19 protein-coding genes are annotated in these 18476 nt (G+C 70.3%); 7 read left to right on the top strand and 12 right to left on the bottom strand.

What is annotated here, in order from left to right:
* The first annotated feature begins 32 nt into the window (after positions 1 to 32).
* Positions 33 to 866 (top strand): AbfB domain-containing protein, encoded by an 834-nt coding sequence (locus OG440_RS28580; RefSeq protein WP_406009643.1) that lies wholly within the window; start codon positions 33 to 35, stop codon positions 864 to 866.
* Positions 867 to 958: 92 nt separating this feature from the next.
* Here OG440_RS28580 and OG440_RS28575 read toward each other — a convergent pair whose 3' ends face one another.
* From OG440_RS28575 to OG440_RS28540, 8 genes are all read right to left on the bottom strand, one after another.
* Positions 959 to 1291 (bottom strand): metal-sulfur cluster assembly factor, encoded by a 333-nt coding sequence (locus OG440_RS28575; RefSeq protein WP_020130530.1) that lies wholly within the window; start codon positions 1289 to 1291, stop codon positions 959 to 961.
* Positions 1288 to 1755, bottom strand: a complete 468-nt coding sequence (sufU, locus tag OG440_RS28570; protein WP_406009642.1) for a Fe-S cluster assembly sulfur transfer protein SufU — start codon at positions 1753 to 1755, stop codon at positions 1288 to 1290. The genes OG440_RS28575 and sufU overlap by 4 nt, the downstream gene beginning before the upstream one ends.
* A 99-nt stretch (positions 1756 to 1854) precedes the next feature.
* Entirely contained in the window at positions 1855 to 3111 is a 1257-nt protein-coding gene (locus OG440_RS28565) for a cysteine desulfurase (protein WP_406009641.1), read from the bottom strand.
* Positions 3108 to 3893 (bottom strand): Fe-S cluster assembly ATPase SufC, encoded by a 786-nt coding sequence (gene sufC, locus OG440_RS28560; RefSeq protein ID WP_406009640.1) that lies wholly within the window; start codon positions 3891 to 3893, stop codon positions 3108 to 3110. Before sufC ends, OG440_RS28565 begins: the two co-directional genes overlap by 4 nt.
* 7 nt (positions 3894 to 3900) lie before the next feature.
* Positions 3901 to 4233: a non-heme iron oxygenase ferredoxin subunit gene (locus OG440_RS28555; protein ID WP_384124515.1), complete on the bottom strand. Its 333-nt coding sequence runs from the start codon at positions 4231 to 4233 to the stop codon at positions 3901 to 3903.
* A complete protein-coding gene (gene sufD, locus OG440_RS28550) occupies positions 4233 to 5450 on the bottom strand; it encodes a Fe-S cluster assembly protein SufD (protein WP_406009639.1) in 1218 nt (405 codons plus the stop codon). The genes OG440_RS28555 and sufD overlap by 1 nt, the downstream gene beginning before the upstream one ends.
* Positions 5451 to 5505: 55 nt before the next feature.
* Positions 5506 to 6927, bottom strand: a complete 1422-nt coding sequence (gene sufB, locus OG440_RS28545) for a Fe-S cluster assembly protein SufB (protein WP_406009638.1) — start codon at positions 6925 to 6927, stop codon at positions 5506 to 5508.
* Positions 6924 to 7667: a helix-turn-helix transcriptional regulator gene (locus OG440_RS28540; RefSeq protein ID WP_406009637.1), complete on the bottom strand. Its 744-nt coding sequence runs from the start codon at positions 7665 to 7667 to the stop codon at positions 6924 to 6926. The genes sufB and OG440_RS28540 overlap by 4 nt, the downstream gene beginning before the upstream one ends.
* A gap of 183 nt (positions 7668 to 7850) precedes the next feature.
* Here OG440_RS28540 and OG440_RS28535 point away from each other — a divergent pair, with 183 nt between their 5' ends.
* The 4 genes from OG440_RS28535 to OG440_RS28520 all read left to right on the top strand — a co-directional run bounded on the left by OG440_RS28535 (position 7851) and on the right by OG440_RS28520 (position 11496).
* The gene (locus OG440_RS28535) at positions 7851 to 8651 is read left to right on the top strand and encodes an aminoglycoside N(3)-acetyltransferase (protein ID WP_406009636.1); all 801 of its coding nucleotides are present in this window, start codon (positions 7851 to 7853) and stop codon (positions 8649 to 8651) included.
* 88 nt (positions 8652 to 8739) lie between these two features.
* Positions 8740 to 9660, top strand: coding sequence for an ABC transporter ATP-binding protein (locus OG440_RS28530; RefSeq protein ID WP_406009635.1), 921 nt, complete (start codon positions 8740 to 8742; stop codon positions 9658 to 9660).
* The gene (locus tag OG440_RS28525; protein WP_406009634.1) at positions 9660 to 10430 is read left to right on the top strand and encodes an ABC transporter permease; all 771 of its coding nucleotides are present in this window, start codon (positions 9660 to 9662) and stop codon (positions 10428 to 10430) included. The genes OG440_RS28530 and OG440_RS28525 overlap by 1 nt, the downstream gene beginning before the upstream one ends.
* A 55-nt stretch (positions 10431 to 10485) precedes the next feature.
* The gene (locus OG440_RS28520; RefSeq protein WP_406009633.1) at positions 10486 to 11496 is read left to right on the top strand and encodes a COX15/CtaA family protein; all 1011 of its coding nucleotides are present in this window, start codon (positions 10486 to 10488) and stop codon (positions 11494 to 11496) included.
* 12 nt (positions 11497 to 11508) lie between these two features.
* Here OG440_RS28520 and OG440_RS28515 read toward each other — a convergent pair whose 3' ends face one another.
* The 4 genes from OG440_RS28515 to OG440_RS28500 form a co-directional block, all read right to left on the bottom strand.
* On the bottom strand, positions 11509 to 12255 hold the full coding sequence (locus OG440_RS28515; protein ID WP_406009632.1) for a nucleotidyltransferase: 747 nt from the start codon (positions 12253 to 12255) through the stop codon (positions 11509 to 11511).
* Between the two features lie 18 nt (positions 12256 to 12273).
* Positions 12274 to 13380: an amidohydrolase family protein gene (locus OG440_RS28510; protein WP_406009631.1), complete on the bottom strand. Its 1107-nt coding sequence runs from the start codon at positions 13378 to 13380 to the stop codon at positions 12274 to 12276.
* 74 nt (positions 13381 to 13454) lie between these two features.
* Complete coding sequence (locus OG440_RS28505; protein WP_406009630.1) at positions 13455 to 13811, bottom strand: hypothetical protein; 357 nt, start codon at positions 13809 to 13811, stop codon at positions 13455 to 13457.
* 116 nt (positions 13812 to 13927) lie between these two features.
* Positions 13928 to 14881, bottom strand: coding sequence for a heme o synthase (locus OG440_RS28500; protein WP_406009629.1), 954 nt, complete (start codon positions 14879 to 14881; stop codon positions 13928 to 13930).
* A 355-nt stretch (positions 14882 to 15236) separates the two neighbouring features.
* Here OG440_RS28500 and tkt point away from each other — a divergent pair, with 355 nt between their 5' ends.
* Both tkt and tal read left to right on the top strand, forming a co-directional pair.
* Positions 15237 to 17324 carry a transketolase gene (gene tkt, locus OG440_RS28495; protein WP_406009628.1) on the top strand — a complete coding sequence of 696 codons (2088 nt, stop codon included), beginning with the start codon at positions 15237 to 15239 and terminating at the stop codon, positions 17322 to 17324.
* A 33-nt stretch (positions 17325 to 17357) separates the two neighbouring features.
* Complete coding sequence (gene tal, locus OG440_RS28490; RefSeq protein WP_406009627.1) at positions 17358 to 18476, top strand: transaldolase; 1119 nt, start codon at positions 17358 to 17360, stop codon at positions 18474 to 18476.

The raw sequence follows: 18476 nt of genomic DNA, 5'->3' as shown, positions 1-18476 counted from the left end.
CGCCGTCAGGGACGCCGCTGGAGGAACAGCGCATGCCAGACAACAAGTCCCGGCCCTCCCAGGAACAGCCCTGGGAGAACGGCTGGGCCCCGGACACCTCCCGGGCACCCGGAACACGGCGCCTCTGGCTGGCCGGCGGTCTCGCCGTGGCCACCATCGTGGCGTGCGTGACCGCGATCGCCTTGAACGACAAGCACGTTGACGACACGTCACAGGCCCGCCGGGGACAGCCGCTGTCGGACGACGGGAAGGGGGGCGGCCTGATCTCCTTCGCCACCCCGTCCGTGAGCGGGTCGCCGTCACCGACGGGAAAGCAGAGCACGACCGCGTCCGCGTCGCCGAAGCCCTCCTCCTCCCCCGAGGCGCAGGGAAGTTCGACGCCGCACGCCCCGGCCGCGCCGTCCGCGTCCTCGACGACGAAGCCGTCCGCGCCCAGGCCGACGACCACCCAGCGCTCGGTCCGTTCGGTCAACTACCCCGACCGCTACTGGCACGTGAGCGGCGGTCTGGTGAAACTCGACGCGGTCGGCGGCTCGGAGTCCCGCGCGGACTCCACCTTCACCGTGGTGAAGGGGCTGGCGGACAGCTCCTGCTCCACCTTCGTCACGGCGGACGGCCGGTATCTGCGCCACCGCGACTTCGTCCTGCGCGCCGAACGCGACGACGGCTCGGCCCTCTTCAAGCAGGACGCCACCTTCTGTGCCGTCCCCTCCTCCTACTCCTCCGGCGCCGTCATGCTGGAGTCGGTTAACTACCCCGGTCGTTTCCTGCGCCACAAGAACTTCGCCCTGCGCCTGGACGCGTACGGCTACGGCTCCAGCTACCGCGAGGACTTCTCGTTCAATCTGGTGGACGGGCTGGCCTGAGCACGTACGAGAGCGGCCCGAGCACACACGAAAGCGGCGGCACCCGAGGGTGCCGCCGCTTTCGTGTGCCGGGGGAAGCCCCGGGCGGGCTCTCAGACGTTGAACCCGAGGGCGCGCAGCTGCTCACGTCCGTCGTCCGTGATCTTGTCCGGGCCCCACGGCGGCATCCAGACCCAGTTGATGCGCAGCTCGTTGACCAGGCCGTCCGTGGCGGACTTCGCCTGGTCCTCGATCACGTCCGTCAGTGGACAGGCCGCCGAGGTCAGGGTCATGTCGATCGTCGCGATGTTCGCGTCGTCGATGTGGATGCCGTAGATCAGCCCGAGGTTGACGACGTCGATGCCCAGTTCGGGGTCGACGACGTCGTACAGCGCCTCGCGCACCTCCTCCTCGGAGGCCGGCTTCATCTCAAGGGTCTCGCTCATGCCGTCTTCCTCTCGGCGTCGGCTCCGCCCAGGGCTTGGGCCGTCGCGTCCTTCCACGCCATCCAGCTGAGGAGGGCGCACTTGACCCGGGCCGGGTACTTGGAGACACCGGCGAACGCGACCGCGTCCTCCAGCACCTCCTCCATCTCGTCGTCGGGCTCGATCCTGCCCTTGGACTGCATCAGCTCCAGGAAGGTCTCCTGGATCCTCCGCGCCTCGGCCAGGTCCTTGCCGACCAGGAGGTCGTTCAGGACCGACGCACTCGCCTGGCTGATGGAGCAGCCCTGGCCCTCGTAGCTGACGTCCTGGATCTTCGTACCGTCGTACTTCACCCGGAGGGTGATCTCGTCGCCGCAGGTCGGGTTCACGTGGTGCACCTCGGCGTCGCCGTCGCGCAGCCCACGCCCGTGCGGGTGCTTGTAGTGGTCCAGGATGACTTCCTGGTACATCGAGTCCAGCTTCACGACGACCGACCTCGCATCCCAGCCTCCGTTACGTGGCCTCGCGGCCGGGGTTGCGGGGGTTGTCCCCCGGGGTGACACAGCACGATTCCAGCACGCCCCTCAGCCGAAGAAGTTCCGTACGTGCTCCAGGCCGTCGACCAGAGCGTCGATCTCGGCCGGCGTGGAGTACAGATAGAACGACGCTCGCGTGGTCGCGGGAATTCCGTAGCGCAGGCAGACGGGCCGGGCGCAGTGGTGACCCACCCGGACCGCGATCCCCTGCTCGTCGAGCACCTGGCCGACGTCGTGCGGGTGGATGTCGCCGAGCGTGAAGGAGATCGCCGCGCCCCGGTCCTCGGCCGTGGGCGGGCCGATGATCCGCAGGTCGGGGACCTCGCTCAGACGCCGCACCGCGTACTCGGTGATCGCGTGCTCATGGGCGAGGATCTTGTCCATGCCGATCGCGGACAGGTAGTCGATGGCCGCGCCCAGACCGACCGCCTGCGCGATCGGCGGGGTGCCCGCCTCGAACTTGTGCGGCGCCGGGGCGTACGTCGACGAGTGCATCGACACCGTCTCGATCATCTCGCCGCCGCCGAGGAACGGGGGGAGGTCCTCGAGCAGCTCCTGGCGGCCCCAGAGGACGCCGATGCCGGTCGGGCCGCACATCTTGTGGCCGGTGAAGGCCACGAAGTCGGCCTGGAGGGCCTGCACGTCCATCGGCATGTGTGGCGCGGCCTGCGAGGCGTCGATGCACACCAGCGCGCCGACCTCCTGCGCGCGGCGCACTATCGCCTCGACCGGGTTCACGGTGCCGAGGATGTTCGACACCAGCACGAAGGAGACGATCTTCGTCTTCTCGGTGATGATCTCGTCGATGTTCGAGAGGTCGAGCCGGCCGTCGTCGGTCAGGCCGAACCACTTCAGCTTCGCGCCGGTGCGCTGCGCCAGCAGCTGCCACGGCACGATGTTGGAGTGGTGCTCCATCTCCGTGATGACGATCTCGGTCTCGTGGTCCACCCGGTAGGGCTCGTCGGCCCAGCCGAGCATGTTGGCCACGAGGTTGAGCGACTCGGAGGCGTTCTTGGTGAAGATCACCTCGTCGCGGCTCGGCGCGTTGATGAACGCGGCGACCTTGTCGCGCGCGCCCTCGTACAGTGCCGTGGCCTCCTCGGCGAGCACATGCACACCGCGGTGGACGTTGGCGTTGTAGCGCTCGTAGTACTCGCCCAGGGCGTCCAGTACCTGGCGCGGCTTCTGCGAGGTCGCCGCGTTGTCCAGGTACACGAGCTTCCTGCCGTCGTGGACCTGACGGTCCAGGATCGGGAAGTCCTTGCGGATCGCCTCGGTGTCGAGGAGGCCCGGCAGCTGCGTCACGCGGATACGCCACCCTTCGTGTCGGCTTCCGCGAGCTTCGCGTAAGCCTCGTAGCCCTCGTTCTCCAGCTTGTCGGCGAGCTCGGCACCGCCGGACTCGACGATGCGGCCGCCCGAGAAGACGTGCACGAAGTCGGGCTTGATGTAGCGCAGGATGCGCGTGTAGTGCGTGATCAGCAGGGTGCCGACCTCGCCGGTCTCGCGGACGCGGTTGACGCCCTCGGAGACGATGCGCAGGGCGTCGACGTCCAGACCGGAGTCCGTCTCGTCGAGGATCGCGACCTTCGGGCGCAGCAGCTCCAGCTGGAGGATCTCGTGGCGCTTCTTCTCACCGCCGGAGAAGCCCTCGTTGACGTTGCGCTCGGCGAAGGAGGTGTCCATGTGAAGGCGCTCCATGGCCTCCCTGACCTCCTTCACCCAGGTGCGCAGCTTGGGGGCCTCGCCGCGGATGGCGGTGGCGGAGGTGCGCAGGAAGTTCGACACGGAGACGCCGGGGACCTCGACCGGGTACTGCATGGCGAGGAAGAGGCCCGCGCGGGCGCGCTCGTCGACGGACATCTCCAGGACGTCCTCGCCGTCGAGCAGCACGGTGCCGCCGGTGATCGTGTACTTCGGGTGGCCCGCGAGCGAGTAGGCGAGGGTCGACTTGCCGGAGCCGTTCGGGCCCATGATGGCGTGCGTCTCGCCCTGCTTCACGGTGAGGTCGACGCCCTTGAGGATCTCCTTCGTGGCGTTGTCGGCCTCGACGGTGACGTGCAGGTCTCGGATTTCAAGCGTTGCCATGGGTGCCTCAGGACTCCTGGGTGAGGGAGACGAGCACGTCGTCCCCTTCGATCTTTACGGGATATACGGGGACGGGTCGCGTCGCGGGAAGGCCGGACGGCTTGCCGGTGCGGAGGTCGAAGCTCGAGCCGTGCAGCCAGCACTCGATCTGACAGTCCTCCACCTCGCCCTCGGAGAGCGAGACGTTCGCGTGGGAGCAGATGTCGTGGATGGCGAACACCTCCCCCTCGGTACGGACGACCGAGACCGGCGTGCCGTCGAGTTCCACCCGCGTCGGGGTGTCCTCGGTCAGCTCGCTCAGTCCGCAGGCCCGGATGAATCGGGCACGGTCGTCGGCCATCAGACGGTGGCCTCCAGCTCGGTCTCGATCTTGGCGAGCAGACGCTCCTCGATGTCGTCGACACCGATCTGCTGGACCAGCTCGGCGAAGAAGCCGCGGACCACCAGGCGACGGGCCTCGTCGGCCGGGATGCCGCGGGCCATCAGGTAGAAGAGCTGCTCGTCGTCGAACCGGCCGGTGGCGGAGGCGTGCCCGGCGCCGACGATCTCACCGGTCTCGATCTCCAGGTTCGGCACCGAGTCGACCCGCGCGCCGTCCGTGAGGACCAGGTTGCGGTTCATCTCGTAGGTGTCCGTGCCCTCGGCCGCGGCCTCGATGAGGACGTCACCGATCCACACGGCGTGTGCGGCCTCGCCCTGGAGGGCGCCCTTGTAGACGACGTTGGACTTGCAGTGCGGGACGTTGTGGTCGACGAGGAGGCGGTGCTCCTGGTGCTGACCGGCGTCCGTGAAGTACAGGCCGAACAGCTCGGCCTCCGCGCCCGGACCGGCGTACGTCACGCGCGGGTGGAGGCGCACGAGGTCGCCGCCGAAGGTCACCACGACCGACTTGAAGCTCGCGTCCCGGCCGACGAGGGCGTTGTGCTGGGCCACGTGCACGGCCTTGTCGTCCCAGTCCTGGACGGAGACGACGGTCAGCTTCGCGCCGTCTCCGAGGACGTAGTCGACGTTGGCGGCGATCACGGCGTCACCGGTGTGGTCGATGACGACGACGGCCTCGGCGAAGGCACCCAGTTCGACGACCTGGTGGCCGTAGGAGACCCCGCCCTCGCCGTGCACCGCGATACGGATCGGCTCGGTGAGGACCATCTCCTTGGGGACGGTGATCACGCCGGCCTTCTCGAACGCCGAGTACGCCTGGGCGGCGACCCGGTCGACCGGGGTGCCGGCCTTGCCGAGGCGCGGGTCGTCGCGGTCCACGAGCTCGACGGTGACGCCCTCGGGCGCCTCGACGGCGACCGTCACGCCCTCGCCGGTCGCCACGGCGGTGCCGTCGTGCAGCCCGCGCAGCCGCTCCAGCGGCGTGAAGCGCCACTCCTCCTCGCGACCGTGCGGGACCGGGAAGTCCGCGACGTCGAAGGACGGGGGCGCGCTCATGCGCGTGGCGACGGTCGACTCGGCGGCCACCGCGATCTGGCCGGCGGTCGTGCTGCCCACCGGTGGGGGTCCCCCCGCCCGGGCGGATTCGAGGGTGGGGGAGTTCTGAGCCTCAGCCATGGCTGTCGGTCTGCTCGCTTTCTTGCGTGAGGGGCTGGACGGGGGAGGCGGTCGCTTAACCGACCGCGCCCTCCATCTGGAGCTCGATCAGCCGGTTGAGCTCGAGGGCGTACTCCATGGGCAGCTCCTTCGCGATGGGCTCGACGAAGCCGCGCACGATCATCGCCATCGCCTCGAACTCGGTCATGCCGCGGCTCATCAGGTAGAAGAGCTGGTCGTCACTGACCTTGGAGACGGTGGCCTCGTGGCCCATGGACACGTCGTCCTCGCGGACGTCCACGTAGGGGTACGTGTCGGAGCGGGAGATGGTGTCGACGAGCAGCGCGTCGCACAGCACGTTGGACTTGGAGCCGTGGGCGCCCTCGCCGATCTCGACGAGACCGCGGTAGGACGTCCGGCCGCCGCCGCGCGCCACGGACTTCGAGACGATGTTGGACGAGGTGTTCGGCGCCATGTGGACCATCTTGGAGCCGGCGTCCTGGTGCTGGCCCTCGCCCGCGAAGGCGATGGAGAGGGTCTCGCCCTTGGCGTGCTCGCCCATCAGGTAGACGGCCGGGTACTTCATCGTCACCTTGGAGCCGATGTTGCCGTCGATCCACTCCATGGTCGCGCCCTCGTACGCCACGGCGCGCTTGGTGACCAGGTTGTAGACGTTGTTCGACCAGTTCTGGATGGTCGTGTAACGGCAGCGGGCGTTCTTCTTGACGATGATCTCGACCACGGCGCTGTGCAGCGAGTCCGACTTGTAGATCGGGGCCGTACAACCCTCGACGTAGTGCACGTAGGCACCCTCGTCGACGATGATCAGGGTCCGCTCGAACTGGCCCATGTTCTCCGTGTTGATACGGAAGTAGGCCTGGAGCGGGATCTCGACGTGCACGCCCTTCGGCACGTAGATGAAGGAGCCGCCGGACCACACCGCGGTGTTCAGCGACGCGAACTTGTTGTCGCCGACCGGGATGACGGTGCCGAAGTACTCCTTGAAGAGCTCCGGGTGCTCCTTGAGCGCGGTGTCGGTGTCGAGGAAGATGACGCCCTGCTCCTCCAGGTCCTCACGGATCTGGTGGTAGACGACCTCGGACTCGTACTGGGCCGCGACACCGGCGACGAGGCGCTGCTTCTCCGCCTCCGGGATGCCGAGCCTGTCGTACGTGTTCTTGATGTCCTCGGGCAGGTCCTCCCAGGACTCCGCCTGCTTCTCCGTGGAGCGCACGAAGTACTTGATGTTGTCGAAGTCGATGCCCGACAGGTCCGAGCCCCAGTTGGGCATGGGCTTCTTGTCGAACAGCCGCAGGCCTTTGAGACGCAGCTTCGTCATCCACTCCGGCTCGGACTTCTTGGCCGAGATGTCACGGACGACGTCCTCGTTGATGCCGCGCTTCGCAGAGGCGCCGGCCGTGTCGGAGTCGGCCCAGCCGTATTCGTACTTACCCAGGCCCTCGAGTTCGGGGTGGGCAGTCTCCGTGGGGAGAGTCATGCGGGGTTCCTCCCGGCCGTGCTTGCAGATGCGTTGGGAATGGCTGTGGAAACTCTGGGGATGAACGTGGTGCAGACGCCGTCGCCGTGGGCGATGGTCGCCAGCCGCTGGACGTGTGTCCCGAGCAGCTCCGAGAAGATCTCGGTCTCCGCCTCGCAGAGCTGCGGGAACTTCTCGGCGACATGGGCGACGGGGCAGTGGTGCTGGCACAGCTGCTCGCCGACCGGTGCGCTGCGCGCCGTAGCAGCGTACCCGTCCGCGCTCAGGGCCCTGGCCAGGGCTTCGGTCCGCTCTTCGGGGGCCGCCGCCTGGATCGCCTCGCGGTACCCGGCGGCCTGTTCGGCGATCCGCGCGCGGGCGAAGGCCACGACGGCCTCTTCCCCGCCGAAGCGTTCCTGGATCCAGCGCAGGGCGTCCGCGGCGAGCTTGTCGTAGGACTGGTCGAAGGCGTCACGGCCGCAGTCGGTGAGGGCGAAGGCCTTGGCCGGCCGCCCGCGTGTCCGCGCTCCGTACACCCGCTGCTCGCGGGCCGCCACGACGTCGTCGGCGACCAGCGCGTCGAGGTGGCGGCGTACGGCGGCCTGGGTGAGGCCCAGCCGGCCGGCCAGCTCGGCGACGGTCGACGGCCCGTGGTCCAGGATGGACCGCGCGACCCGGTTGCGCGTCGAGCGCTCACCGGTCGCGATCTCTTCCTGGGGGGTCCCCGTGGGGATCTCCCGAGCCTCGCCGACGTTTTTCACAACGCCATTGTTGCGTAATTCCTCAGAGGCAGGCAAGCCGCGCCCTGATCGGCGGGCGGTGCCCTGCGTCACTTAGGTATACCTAATCTGACCTGCGGAAACGATCTCCGATCGATCAGACCAGGGTGCCGGTGCGATAAAAGCACTGGCCTCCGGGAGCCCCTTCCAGGACACTGCCGGACCATGCCCACACCCCCTCCCACCGGCCCACTTGTCACCCGCGACAGCCTCGCCGCGGAGCTTCGCGCGCTGGGTGTCGAACCCGGCGAAATCCTCCTCGTGCACTCCTCGCTCCGTTCGCTCGGCTGGGTCTGCGGAGGCGCTGTCGCGGTCGTCCTGGGACTTCTCGACGCGATCGGGCCGGACGGCACACTCGTGGTCCCCACCCAGTCCGGCGACCTGTCCGACCCGGCCCTGTGGAGCAATCCGCCGGTCCCCGCGCAGTGGTGGGAGCGGATCCGGGCCACCATGCCCGCCTACGACCCCCTGATCACTCCCGCCCTGGGCGTAGGCGTGATCCCTGAGACGGTCCGCACCTGGCCCGGCGCACTGCGCAGCGCCCACCCGCAGACCTCGTTCGCGGCGCTGGGGCCGCGGGCGGCGGAACTGGTCGAGGGGCACGCCCCCGACTGCCGGCTCGGCGAGCACAGCCCGCTGGCCCGGCTCGAGAAGGCGGGGGCGCGGGTCCTGCTGCTCGGCGCCGGCTACCACACCTGCACCAGCTTCCACCTGGCCGAGTACCGGATCCCGGCCCCGCTCGTCGCGGTGGGCCGGCCGGGACCCGACGGCTCGTGGGAGGTCGTGACCGAGGTGTCGATCGACTCCCACCGCTTCGACGAACTGGGCCATGACTTCGAACGCGACCGTGACGTCGTCCGGGGCACCGTCGGGGCCGCAGACGTCCGGCTGTTCCCGGTCGCGGACGCCGTGGCCTACGCGCAGCGGTGGCTGCCCCTGCACCGGTCCCGCGAGGAGGAACTCTGAGCCCGCCCGTCCCCGCCGCCGGCGCCTGTTGGCCGGTTCCCGCACCCCCCGGTCCGAGCCCCCGGCCGCGAACCTAGACTCTTGAGCCATGCGAAGTGAGCCTGTCGTCCGGGTCGAGGCCCTGGTGAAGCGGTACGGGGCGAAGACCGCGGTCAACGGCCTCGATCTGACGGCCCGGGCGGGCGTCACCGCCGTCCTCGGACCCAACGGCGCCGGCAAGACGACCACCGTGGAGACCTGCGAGGGGTACCGCAGGCCGGACGCCGGCACGGTACGCGTCCTCGGCCTCGACCCGCAGAGACAGGCCTGCGACCTGCGCCCCCGGATCGGCGTGATGCTCCAGTCGGGGGGCGTGTACTCCGGCGCCCGGGCCGACGAGATGCTCCGGCACGTGGCCGGGCTGCACGCCCACCCGCTGGACGTCGACGCCCTCGTCGAACGCCTCGGCCTCGGTTCCTGCGGCCGGACGACGTACCGCCGGCTCTCCGGCGGCCAGCAGCAGCGGCTCGCGCTGGCGATGGCCGTCGTGGGCCGCCCGGAGCTGGTGTTCCTGGACGAGCCGACGGCCGGCCTCGACCCCCAGGCCCGCCGCGCCACCTGGGAGCTCGTCCGGGACCTGCGGGCGGACGGCGTCTCCGTGATCCTGACCACCCACTACATGGACGAGGCCGAGCAGCTCGCCGACGACGTCGCGATCATCGACGCGGGCCGGGTCATCGCCCAGGGCTCCCCCGAGGAACTGTGCCGCGGCGGCGCCGAGAACACCCTGCGCTTCACCGGCCGGCCCGGCCTCGACGTGACGTCCCTGCTCAAGGCACTGCCCGCCGACAGCGCGGCCGCCGAGCTGACCCCGGGCTCGTACCGGGTGATGGGCAAGGTGGACCCGCAGCTTCTGGCCACGGTCACCTCGTGGTGCGCGCAGCACGGGGTGATGCCGGACCGGATCTCGGTCGAACGCCACACCCTGGAGGACGTCTTCCTGGAACTGACCGGCAAGGAGCTGCGCTGATGACCGCCACGGGTACCTATGCCCCCCGGCCCGGCGCGGCCCCGCTGCCCCGCATGATCGCGGCCCAGGCGGCGCTGGAGACGAAGATGCTCCTGCGCAACGGCGAGCAGCTGCTGCTGACCGTCGTGATCCCCACACTGCTGCTGGTGCTGTTCAGCAGCGTGGACATCGTCGACACCGGCGCGGGCGAGGCCGTGGACTTCCTCACGCCCGGGATCCTCGCGCTCGCCGTGGTGTCGACGGCCTTCACCGGCCAGGCCATCGCGACCGGCTTCGAGCGCCGCTACGGGGTGCTGAAGCGGCTCGCCGCCTCCCCCCTCCCCCGCTGGGGCCTGATGGCGGCGAAGACGCTGTCGGTCCTGGTCACGGAGATCCTCCAGGTGATCCTCCTGACGGCGATCGCCTTCGCCCTGGGCTGGAACCCGCACGGCGACCCGGCGGCCGTCCTCCTGCTGCTGGTCCTGGGCACGGCCGCGTTCTCGGGCCTCGGCCTGCTGATGGCGGGCACCCTGAAGGCGGAGGCGACGCTCGCCGCGGCCAACCTGGTCTTCCTGCTGCTGCTGGTGGGCGGCGGGGTGATCGTCCCGCTCGACAAGTTCCCGCCCCGCGCCCAGGACGTGCTCGGCCTGCTGCCCGTCTCGGCCCTCTCCGACGGCCTGCGGGACGTGCTCCAGCACGGTACGGGCATGCCCTGGGGCGACCTGGGGATCCTCGCGGTGTGGGCGGTCGCCGGGCTCGCGGCCGCCGGCCGGTTCTTCCGCTGGGAGTAGCCGCACGCGCCACCCGGGGGACCCTCGTGAACGCGTGCACAAGCGGGCGCCTACGATGGGACGCGTGCCAAACGTGACCCGTGCCGACGCCGTAGCCGCCGTGCGCAACCCGCTCGCCTTCATCGCCGAACGCTGGACCCCCACCCGCCGGACCGTTCGGCGGGCGGCCCTGTATCCGCTCGTGATGTCGGTGATCATCGTGGTCACCGGGGGTGCCGTGCGGCTCACCGGCTCCGGCCTGGGCTGCCCGACCTGGCCCAAGTGCACCGACGACTCGCTCACCGCGACCGGCGCGATGGGCTTCCACGGCGCCATCGAGTTCGGCAACCGGATGCTGACGTACGTGCTGTGCGCGGCCGTCGGCTGGGCGATCATCGCCGCGCGCTCCGAGAAGCCGCGCCGGCGGAGCCTGACCCGGCTGGGCTGGGCGCAGTTCTGGCTGGTGATGAGCAACGCCGTGCTCGGCGGGATCGTGGTCCTCGTCGGCCTCAACCCCTACACGGTCGCCGCGCACTTCCTGGCGGCCACGGCGCTGCTCGCGGTCGCCGCGGTGATGTGGCAGCGCGCCCGGGAGGGCGACGGGGAGCCCCGGCCGCTGGTCGGCAAGCCCGTGCAGCAGCTGGTGTGGTTCCTGGTCGCCGCCTCGACCCTGCTGATCGCCGTCGGCACGGTGGTCACCGGCGCCGGCCCGCACGCCGGTGACTCCAGCGAGGTCGAGCGGATGCCGCTGGACTGGGAGACGGTCGCCAAGCTGCACGCCGTGCTCGCCTGGATCGTGGTGACGCTCACCTTCGCCCTGTGGTTCATCCTCCGGGCGGTGGACGCGCCGAAGGACCCGCTGGACCGTACCCGGGACCTGTTCCTGGTGCTGCTCGGGCAGGGTGTCATCGGCTACGTCCAGTACTTCACGGACCTTCCCGAGGCCCTGGTCGGGCTCCACATGTTCGGCTCCTGCCTGGTGTGGATCGCGGTGCTGCGCGTGCTGCTGGCGATGCGCGAGCGCCCCGAGGCGACGATCGACCTGCCGGGCCCGGCGGCCGAGGCGACCGTCGGCACGCGCGCGTGAGGCACGCCCGCGTCACCCGTACGAGGTGACCAGCCCGTCGATCGCCGGCCCCAGGTACTCCCGGGTCAGCCGGGCGCGGCGGTCCGGCCACCCTTCGTCGGCGGGCCCGTCCTCCTCGGTGTAGCGGCGGCGCGCGATGTCCGACACGACCTCCGCCGGCGCCCCCAGCGCGGACAGTTCGTCGAGGGCCTGGCGCTTGGTGATCAGCCGGCCGTCCCGCACGGTCACCGTCGCCCGCGCGAACGTCAGCAGCCCCAGATCGACCCAGACGTTCCGGCTCCACAGGTGGGCCCGGTCGACCGTGGGCCGCCAGAAGTCCCGCTGGTCACGCAGGACGAAGTCGACGAGCGCGCGGTCCGGCACGGGCGGCAGCAGCGCGCCGGGCGGCTTCCCGTACAGCACCCGGCCGAAGTCGAGCAGTTCACGCCGGGTCACCGGGGTCACCGTCCGCCGGAACAGTTGGCTGTGCGCCCAGGTCAGGTGCCGCCGCTCCGGGTCGGCCGCCCGGTCGGGGGTGAGATAGGTGCAGTGCAGGAGCGGGGCGAGCGGCTCGTTCCGCAGACGGGCGTGCAGCCGGCCCAGGTGCCACACGACGCGCGGTGTCACGGGCCCCGCCAGAACCGCGATCAGGTCCAGGTCGCTGCGGCCCTCCTGGTAGTCGCCCCCGGCGAGCGAACCGTGGGCCCACACGGCGACGGGGTCCAGTTCCGCGAGTCCGGCGAGGAAACGGTCCAGTAAGGCTTCCGTACGGCTCGTCATGCGCCCAGTCTGTCCACCTCAGCCGAGCCCGTACACCCGGCGCGCGTTGCCCGCCGCGATCAGTCCCGCCACCCGTTGCGCGTCCCGCGCCGACCACGCGCCCTCCACGACCCAGCCGCCGAGCACCCGTGCCAGTGCCTCGCGGAACAGCCGCGCCCCGACCACGTGCAGTTCGGGCAGCCCCCCGGCCCCGCTGGAGAAGAGGATCTTGCCGAAGGGCGCCAGCTCCAGGATCTCCGCCAGGATCGTCGCGGCCCGCGCGCCGGTCCGCACCAGCGCGGCGCCGGAGTCGGCGTAGACGTGCGGGAAGACGCCCGCGAGGTGGGCGGCGTGCCGGTGGTAGGGGTAGCCGTGCAGCAGGACCAGGTCGGTGCCGAGGCCGGCCGTGGCCCGCACGAAGTCCGTCAGCAGCACCGGATCCGTGCGGTCGACGCGCGCCCCCGGCTCGCCGAGCCCCGCGTGCAGTTGAAGGGGCAGCCCCGAGGCGACGGCGATCCACAGCAGGTGCCGCAGCAGCACCGGATCGCTCAGCTCTCCGCCGACCCTGCGGCCCGCCAGCCAGCGCCCCGCCGCGCCCCGCACCTCCCCCGGACCGGGCGGCTCGGGCGCGAGGGCGAGGCCGTGCCGGACCCCCGCGACGGAGGTGAAGGCCACGGCGTTCGCGGCGGCCCCGTGGACCGACTCGGCGAGGTTGGCGAGGAAGGACTCGACGGTGCCGGAGGTGTCGGCGACCTGCTCGGCGAGGGGTTCCAGACGCACGATCTCCCGCGCCTCGGCGGCGCCGGCGGAGGCGAGCTCGCCGGGTCCGGTGAGGTCGCCCGGCAGGCCCGTGTCGACCAGGTACGTCGTGATGCCGCTGCCGCGCAGCAGCCGGCGGCCCGCTTCCAGTACGCCGAGTTCACGACGGCGGGCGAGATAGCGGGCGGGCGGCGCGTGCGGTTCGAGACCGAGGAGCGGGGGGCACCAGCGGCGTACCGCGAACCCCGTCTGGGTGTCGAACAGGGTCGTACCCGGGGCCGGCGGGCCCTCGGTACGGGCCAACTGGGCCTCGAAGGTGCCGAGACCCAGCTCCGTTCTCAGGACGCCGTGGCAGTACTGGTCCACCAAGGACGGCGTTTCGATCATCCGGGCTCCCGGGAGATGGACCACGTGATTCCTACGGGTCCTAACGGGTGACCGGGGTGTCAGGTTGTTGCTGCTCAGCCGTTCTTCGGTCCGCCGACCTGGATCCCGGCCATCCGCGTCCACTCGTACGGCCCGGTCTTCACCTTCGCGGCGAACTCGCCGTCGAAGGTCTCGTGGACGGTGACGCCCGCCTTGCCGACGGCCAGCTCGGCCACGGCGACGGAGGGGGCCACCAGGTCGCCCCAGCCGCCGTCCTCGCCGACGAGGACGATGCGGGCGCCGCGCTCGCCGATGTACGCGATCTGGCCCTCGGCCCCGCCGTGCTGCTTGGCGAAGGCGCTGATCTGCTTGGCGAGCCGGGCCGCCTTGCGCTCGGCCTTCGCGGCCTGCTTGGCGTCGGCGCTCTCGTCAACCTGCTTGGTGTCTGCCATGGCCAAGATGCTACCGACGGGTAGATCGAACGGCGACGGCCGGGGTGCGTGGTGTCGACCACGCACCCCGGCCGTTCGAAGCCGTGATGAGGCGTGACGCGCCGCCCCGGGGGGACTCAGCGCAGGAAGGGGTCCACCGCGACCGCCACGAACAGCAGCGACACGTAGGTGATGGACCAGTGGAACAGCCGCATCTCCTTCAGCTTCCCGCCCGTGGCCTCGGCCTTCGCACGGTTCTGGAGCGCGTGCGCCTCCCACAGCCACCAGCCGCCGGCCACCAGCGCCACCGAGGTGTAGAACCACCCGGTGTAGCCGAGCACGGTCAGCAGCAGCGAGACGGCGACCATCACCCAGCTGTAGAGGACGATCCGCCGGGCGACGGTCTTGTTGGAGGCGACGACCGGCAACATCGGCACGCCCACGCGCGCGTAGTCGTCCTTGACCTTCATCGACAGCGGCCAGTAGTGCGGCGGCGTCCAGAAGAACATGACGAGGAAGAGGACGACCGGCGCCCAGGACACCGAGTTCGTCACGGCCGACCAGCCGATCAGGACCGGCATGCAGCCGGCGATGCCGCCCCACACGATGTTCTGCGAGGTACGGCGCTTGAGGATCATCGTGTAGACGACGACGTAGAAGAGGAGCGCGCCGAGGGCGAGCCACGCCGACAGCCAGTTGACGGTCAGACCGAACAGGAGTGTCGAGACCACCGCGAGGGTGATACCGAAGGCGAGACATTCACGCGGGCTGACCATCCCGGTGACCAGCGGACGCTGCGAGGTGCGGTCCATCAGCGCGTCGATGTCGCGGTCGATGTACATGTTCAGCGCGTTGGCGCCGCCGGCGGAGAGGTATCCGCCGAGACAGGTCAGGACCACCAGCCCGAGGTCCGGAACGCCCTGCTGCGCCAGGAACATCACCGGGACGGTGGTGATCAGCAGCAGCTCGATGATCCGCGGCTTGGTCAACGCCACGAACGCCTTGACCCGGGCCCCGACCGGTCGCCGGCTCGGGCTCTGGCTCGCCCCGACGATCCCCACAGGACGGGATTCAACGGCCGTCACGCACACCCCTGACAGAGACTCCCAGCGAGCCTCCCCATGTGAATACGGGGTAAAGGCTCGCGCGTACCACGCCACTGTAGACGTTGCCCAGACCCCGACATTCGCGGGGGTGGGGTCGTGTTGGGCAGCACCTGCGGAAGAGCCGGAGGGCACTCGGTTGAGCACTCGTACGAGCGGCTCCGTATTCACTTGCCGAACAGGGAACACACCGGTCGGGAGGCGGATCACCAAGTCTCCCGGCAGTCTGGAATGACTCGAAAAAATGAACGTTCTCACGGGGGTAGGCTCGACAACGGCCGGTGGGCGCCGCGTGCACCGGCATTCGACATGCGTGACATGTGGAGAGGAGCCCTGACCCAGGGTGAGCACCAAGCCGACCACCACAGACCTCGAGTGGACCGAGTTGGACCAGCGGGCGGTGGACACCGCGCGCGTCCTGGCCGCCGACGCCGTACAGAAGGTCGGCAACGGCCATCCCGGTACGGCGATGAGCCTGGCGCCTGCCGCGTACACCCTCTTTCAGAAGGTGATGCGGCACGACCCGGCGGACGCCGACTGGGTCGGCCGCGACCGCTTCGTGCTGTCCGCGGGCCACTCGTCCCTGACGCTCTACACCCAGCTGTACCTGGCCGGCTTCGGCCTGGAGCTGGACGACCTCAAGGCGTTCCGCACCTGGGGTTCGAAGACGCCGGGTCACCCGGAGTACGGCCACACCACGGGCGTCGAGACGACCACCGGCCCGCTGGGCCAGGGTGTCGCGAACGCCGTGGGCATGGCGATGGCCGCCCGCTACGAGCGTGGTCTGTTCGACCCGGAGACCCCGGCCGGCGAGTCGCCGTTCGACCACTTCGTCTACGCGATCGCCGGTGACGGCTGCCTCCAGGAGGGCATCTCCGCCGAGGCGTCCTCGATGGCCGGCCACCAGAAGCTCGGCAACCTGGTCCTGCTGTGGGACGACAACCACATCTCGATCGAGGGCGACACGGAGACGGCCGTCTCCGAGGACACCGTCAAGCGCTACGAGGCGTACGGCTGGCACGTGCAGCGGGTCGCCCCCAAGCCGGACGGCGACCTGGACCCGCACGCCCTCTACGACGCCATCGAGGCCGCGAAGCTGGTGACGGACAAGCCGTCCTTCATCGCGATGCGCTCGATCATCGCCTGGCCCGCGCCGAACGCGCAGAACACCGAGGCCGCGCACGGCTCGGCGCTCGGCGACGACGAGGTCGCGGCCACCAAGCGCGTCCTCGGCTTCGACCCGGAGAAGTCCTTCGAGGTCGCCGACGAGGTCATCGCCCACACCCGGGGCGCCCTGGAGCGCGGCCAGGCGGCCCGCGCCGTGTGGGAGAAGTCCTTCCAGCAGTGGCGGGACAACAACCCCGACCGCGCCGCCGAGTTCGAGCGTGTCGCCGCGGGCGAGCTGCCCACCGGCTGGGAGGAGAAGCTCCCGGTCTTCGAGCCCGGCAAGGGCGTCGCGACCCGTGCCGCGTCCGGCAAGGTGCTCCAGGCGCTCGGCGCGGTCATCCCCGAGCTGTGGGGCGGCTCCGCCGACCTCGCGGGCTCCAACAACACGACGATCGACAAGACGTCGTCGTTCCTCCCGGCGGACAACCCGCTCCCGGAGGCGGACCCGTACGGCCGCACCGTCCACTTCGGTATCCGCGAGCACTCCATGGCCGCGGAGATGAACGGCATCGCGCTGCACGGCAACACCCGCATCTACGGCGGCACGTTCCTCGTGTTCTCCGACTACATGCGCAACGCCGTGCGGCTGTCCGCCCTCATGCACGTGCCGGTGACGTACGTGTGGACGCACGACTCCATCGGTCTCGGCGAGGACGGCCCGACGCACCAGCCGGTCGAGCACCTGGCCTCGCTGCGCGCCATCCCGGGCCTGAACGTCGTCCGCCCGGCCGACGCCAACGAGACGGCCATCGCCTGGCGCGAGATCCTCAAGCGCTGGACGAAGGTCTTCGGCAAGGGCGCCCCGCACGGTCTGGTCCTCACCCGCCAGGGTGTTCCGACGTACGAGCCCGACGAGAACGCGGCCAAGGGCGGGTACGTGCTGTTCGAGGCCTCCACCGGGACGCCGGAGGTGCTGCTCGTCGCGACCGGCTCCGAGGTGCACGTCGCCGTCGAGGCGCGCGAGCGGCTGGAAGCCGAGGGTGTGCCCACGCGTGTGGTCTCGATGCCGTCCGTGGAGTGGTTCGAGGAGCAGGACCAGGGGTACCGGGACAGCGTCCTGCCCCCGTCCGTGAAGGCCCGTGTCGCGGTCGAGGCGGGTATCGGTCTCACCTGGCACAAGTACGTCGGGGACGCCGGACGCATCGTTTCCCTGGAGCACTTCGGTGCTTCCGCCGACGGCAAGGTCCTCTTCCAGGAGTACGGCTTCACCGCGGAGAACGTGGCCGCCAAGGCCCGGGAATCCCTCGCCGCCGCCCAGCGCTGACGCTCACATACGACACGTAGGAGATGTAATTCCATGACAGACGCACTCAAGCGCCTCTCCGAAGAAGGCGTCGCGATCTGGCTGGACGACCTGTCGCGCAAGCGGATCACGTCCGGCAACCTGGCCGAACTGATCGACCAGCAGCACGTCGTGGGCGTCACCACCAACCCGTCGATCTTCCAGAAGGCGATCTCGCAGGGCGACGGCTACGACCAGCAGCTGTCGGACCTCGCGGCCCGCAAGGTCACCGTCGAAGAGGCCATCCGCATGATCACGACGGCGGACGTCCGCGACGCCGCCGACATCCTGCGCCCGGTCTTCGACGCCACCGGCGGCCAGGACGGCCGGGTGTCGATCGAGGTCGACCCGCGCCTGGCGCACCACACCAAGCCGACCGTCGCCGAGGCCAGGCAGCTCGCCTGGCTGGTCGACCGCCCCAACACGCTCATCAAGATCCCGGCCACGATGGGCGGCCTGCCCGCGATCACCGAGGTCATCGGCCTCGGCATCAGCGTCAACGTCACGCTGATCTTCTCGCTGGAGCGCTACCGCCAGGTCATGGACGCCTACCTGGCCGGTCTGGAGCAGGCCAAGGAGCGCGGCCTGGACCTGTCGAAGATCCACTCCGTGGCGTCCTTCTTCGTGTCCCGCGTGGACACCGAGATCGACAAGCGGCTCGACGCCCTCGGCACCGACGAGGCCAAGGCCGCGCGCGGCAAGGCCGGCCTCGCCAACGCCCGGCTCGCCTACCAGGCGTACGAGGAGGTCTTCGCCGGCGAGCGCTGGGCCGCGCTGGAGAAGGCGGGCGCCAACAAGCAGCGTCCGCTGTGGGCCTCCACCGGTGTGAAGGACCCCGCCTACAAGGACACCCTGTACGTGGACGACCTGGTGGCGCCGAACACGGTGAACACCATGCCGGAGGCGACCCTGTTCGCCGCCGAGGACCACGGCGCGATCACCGGCAACACCGTCGCCGGCACCTACGAGCAGGCCCGCGCCGAGATCGACGCCGTCGAGAAGCTCGGCATCTCCTACGACGAGGTGGTCCAGCTCCTCGAGGACGAGGGCGTCGAGAAGTTCGAGGCGTCCTGGAACGACCTGCTCAAGTCGACCGAGGCGGAGCTCCAGCGCCTCGCCCCCTCGGAGGGCTGA

It is taken from the genome of Streptomyces sp. NBC_00637 (assembly GCF_045161545.1).
Classification (GTDB): Bacteria; Actinomycetota; Actinomycetes; order Streptomycetales; family Streptomycetaceae; genus Streptomyces.
Note: the sequence above shows the minus strand (reverse complement) of the source record. Positions and strands in the feature narration are given on the sequence as shown.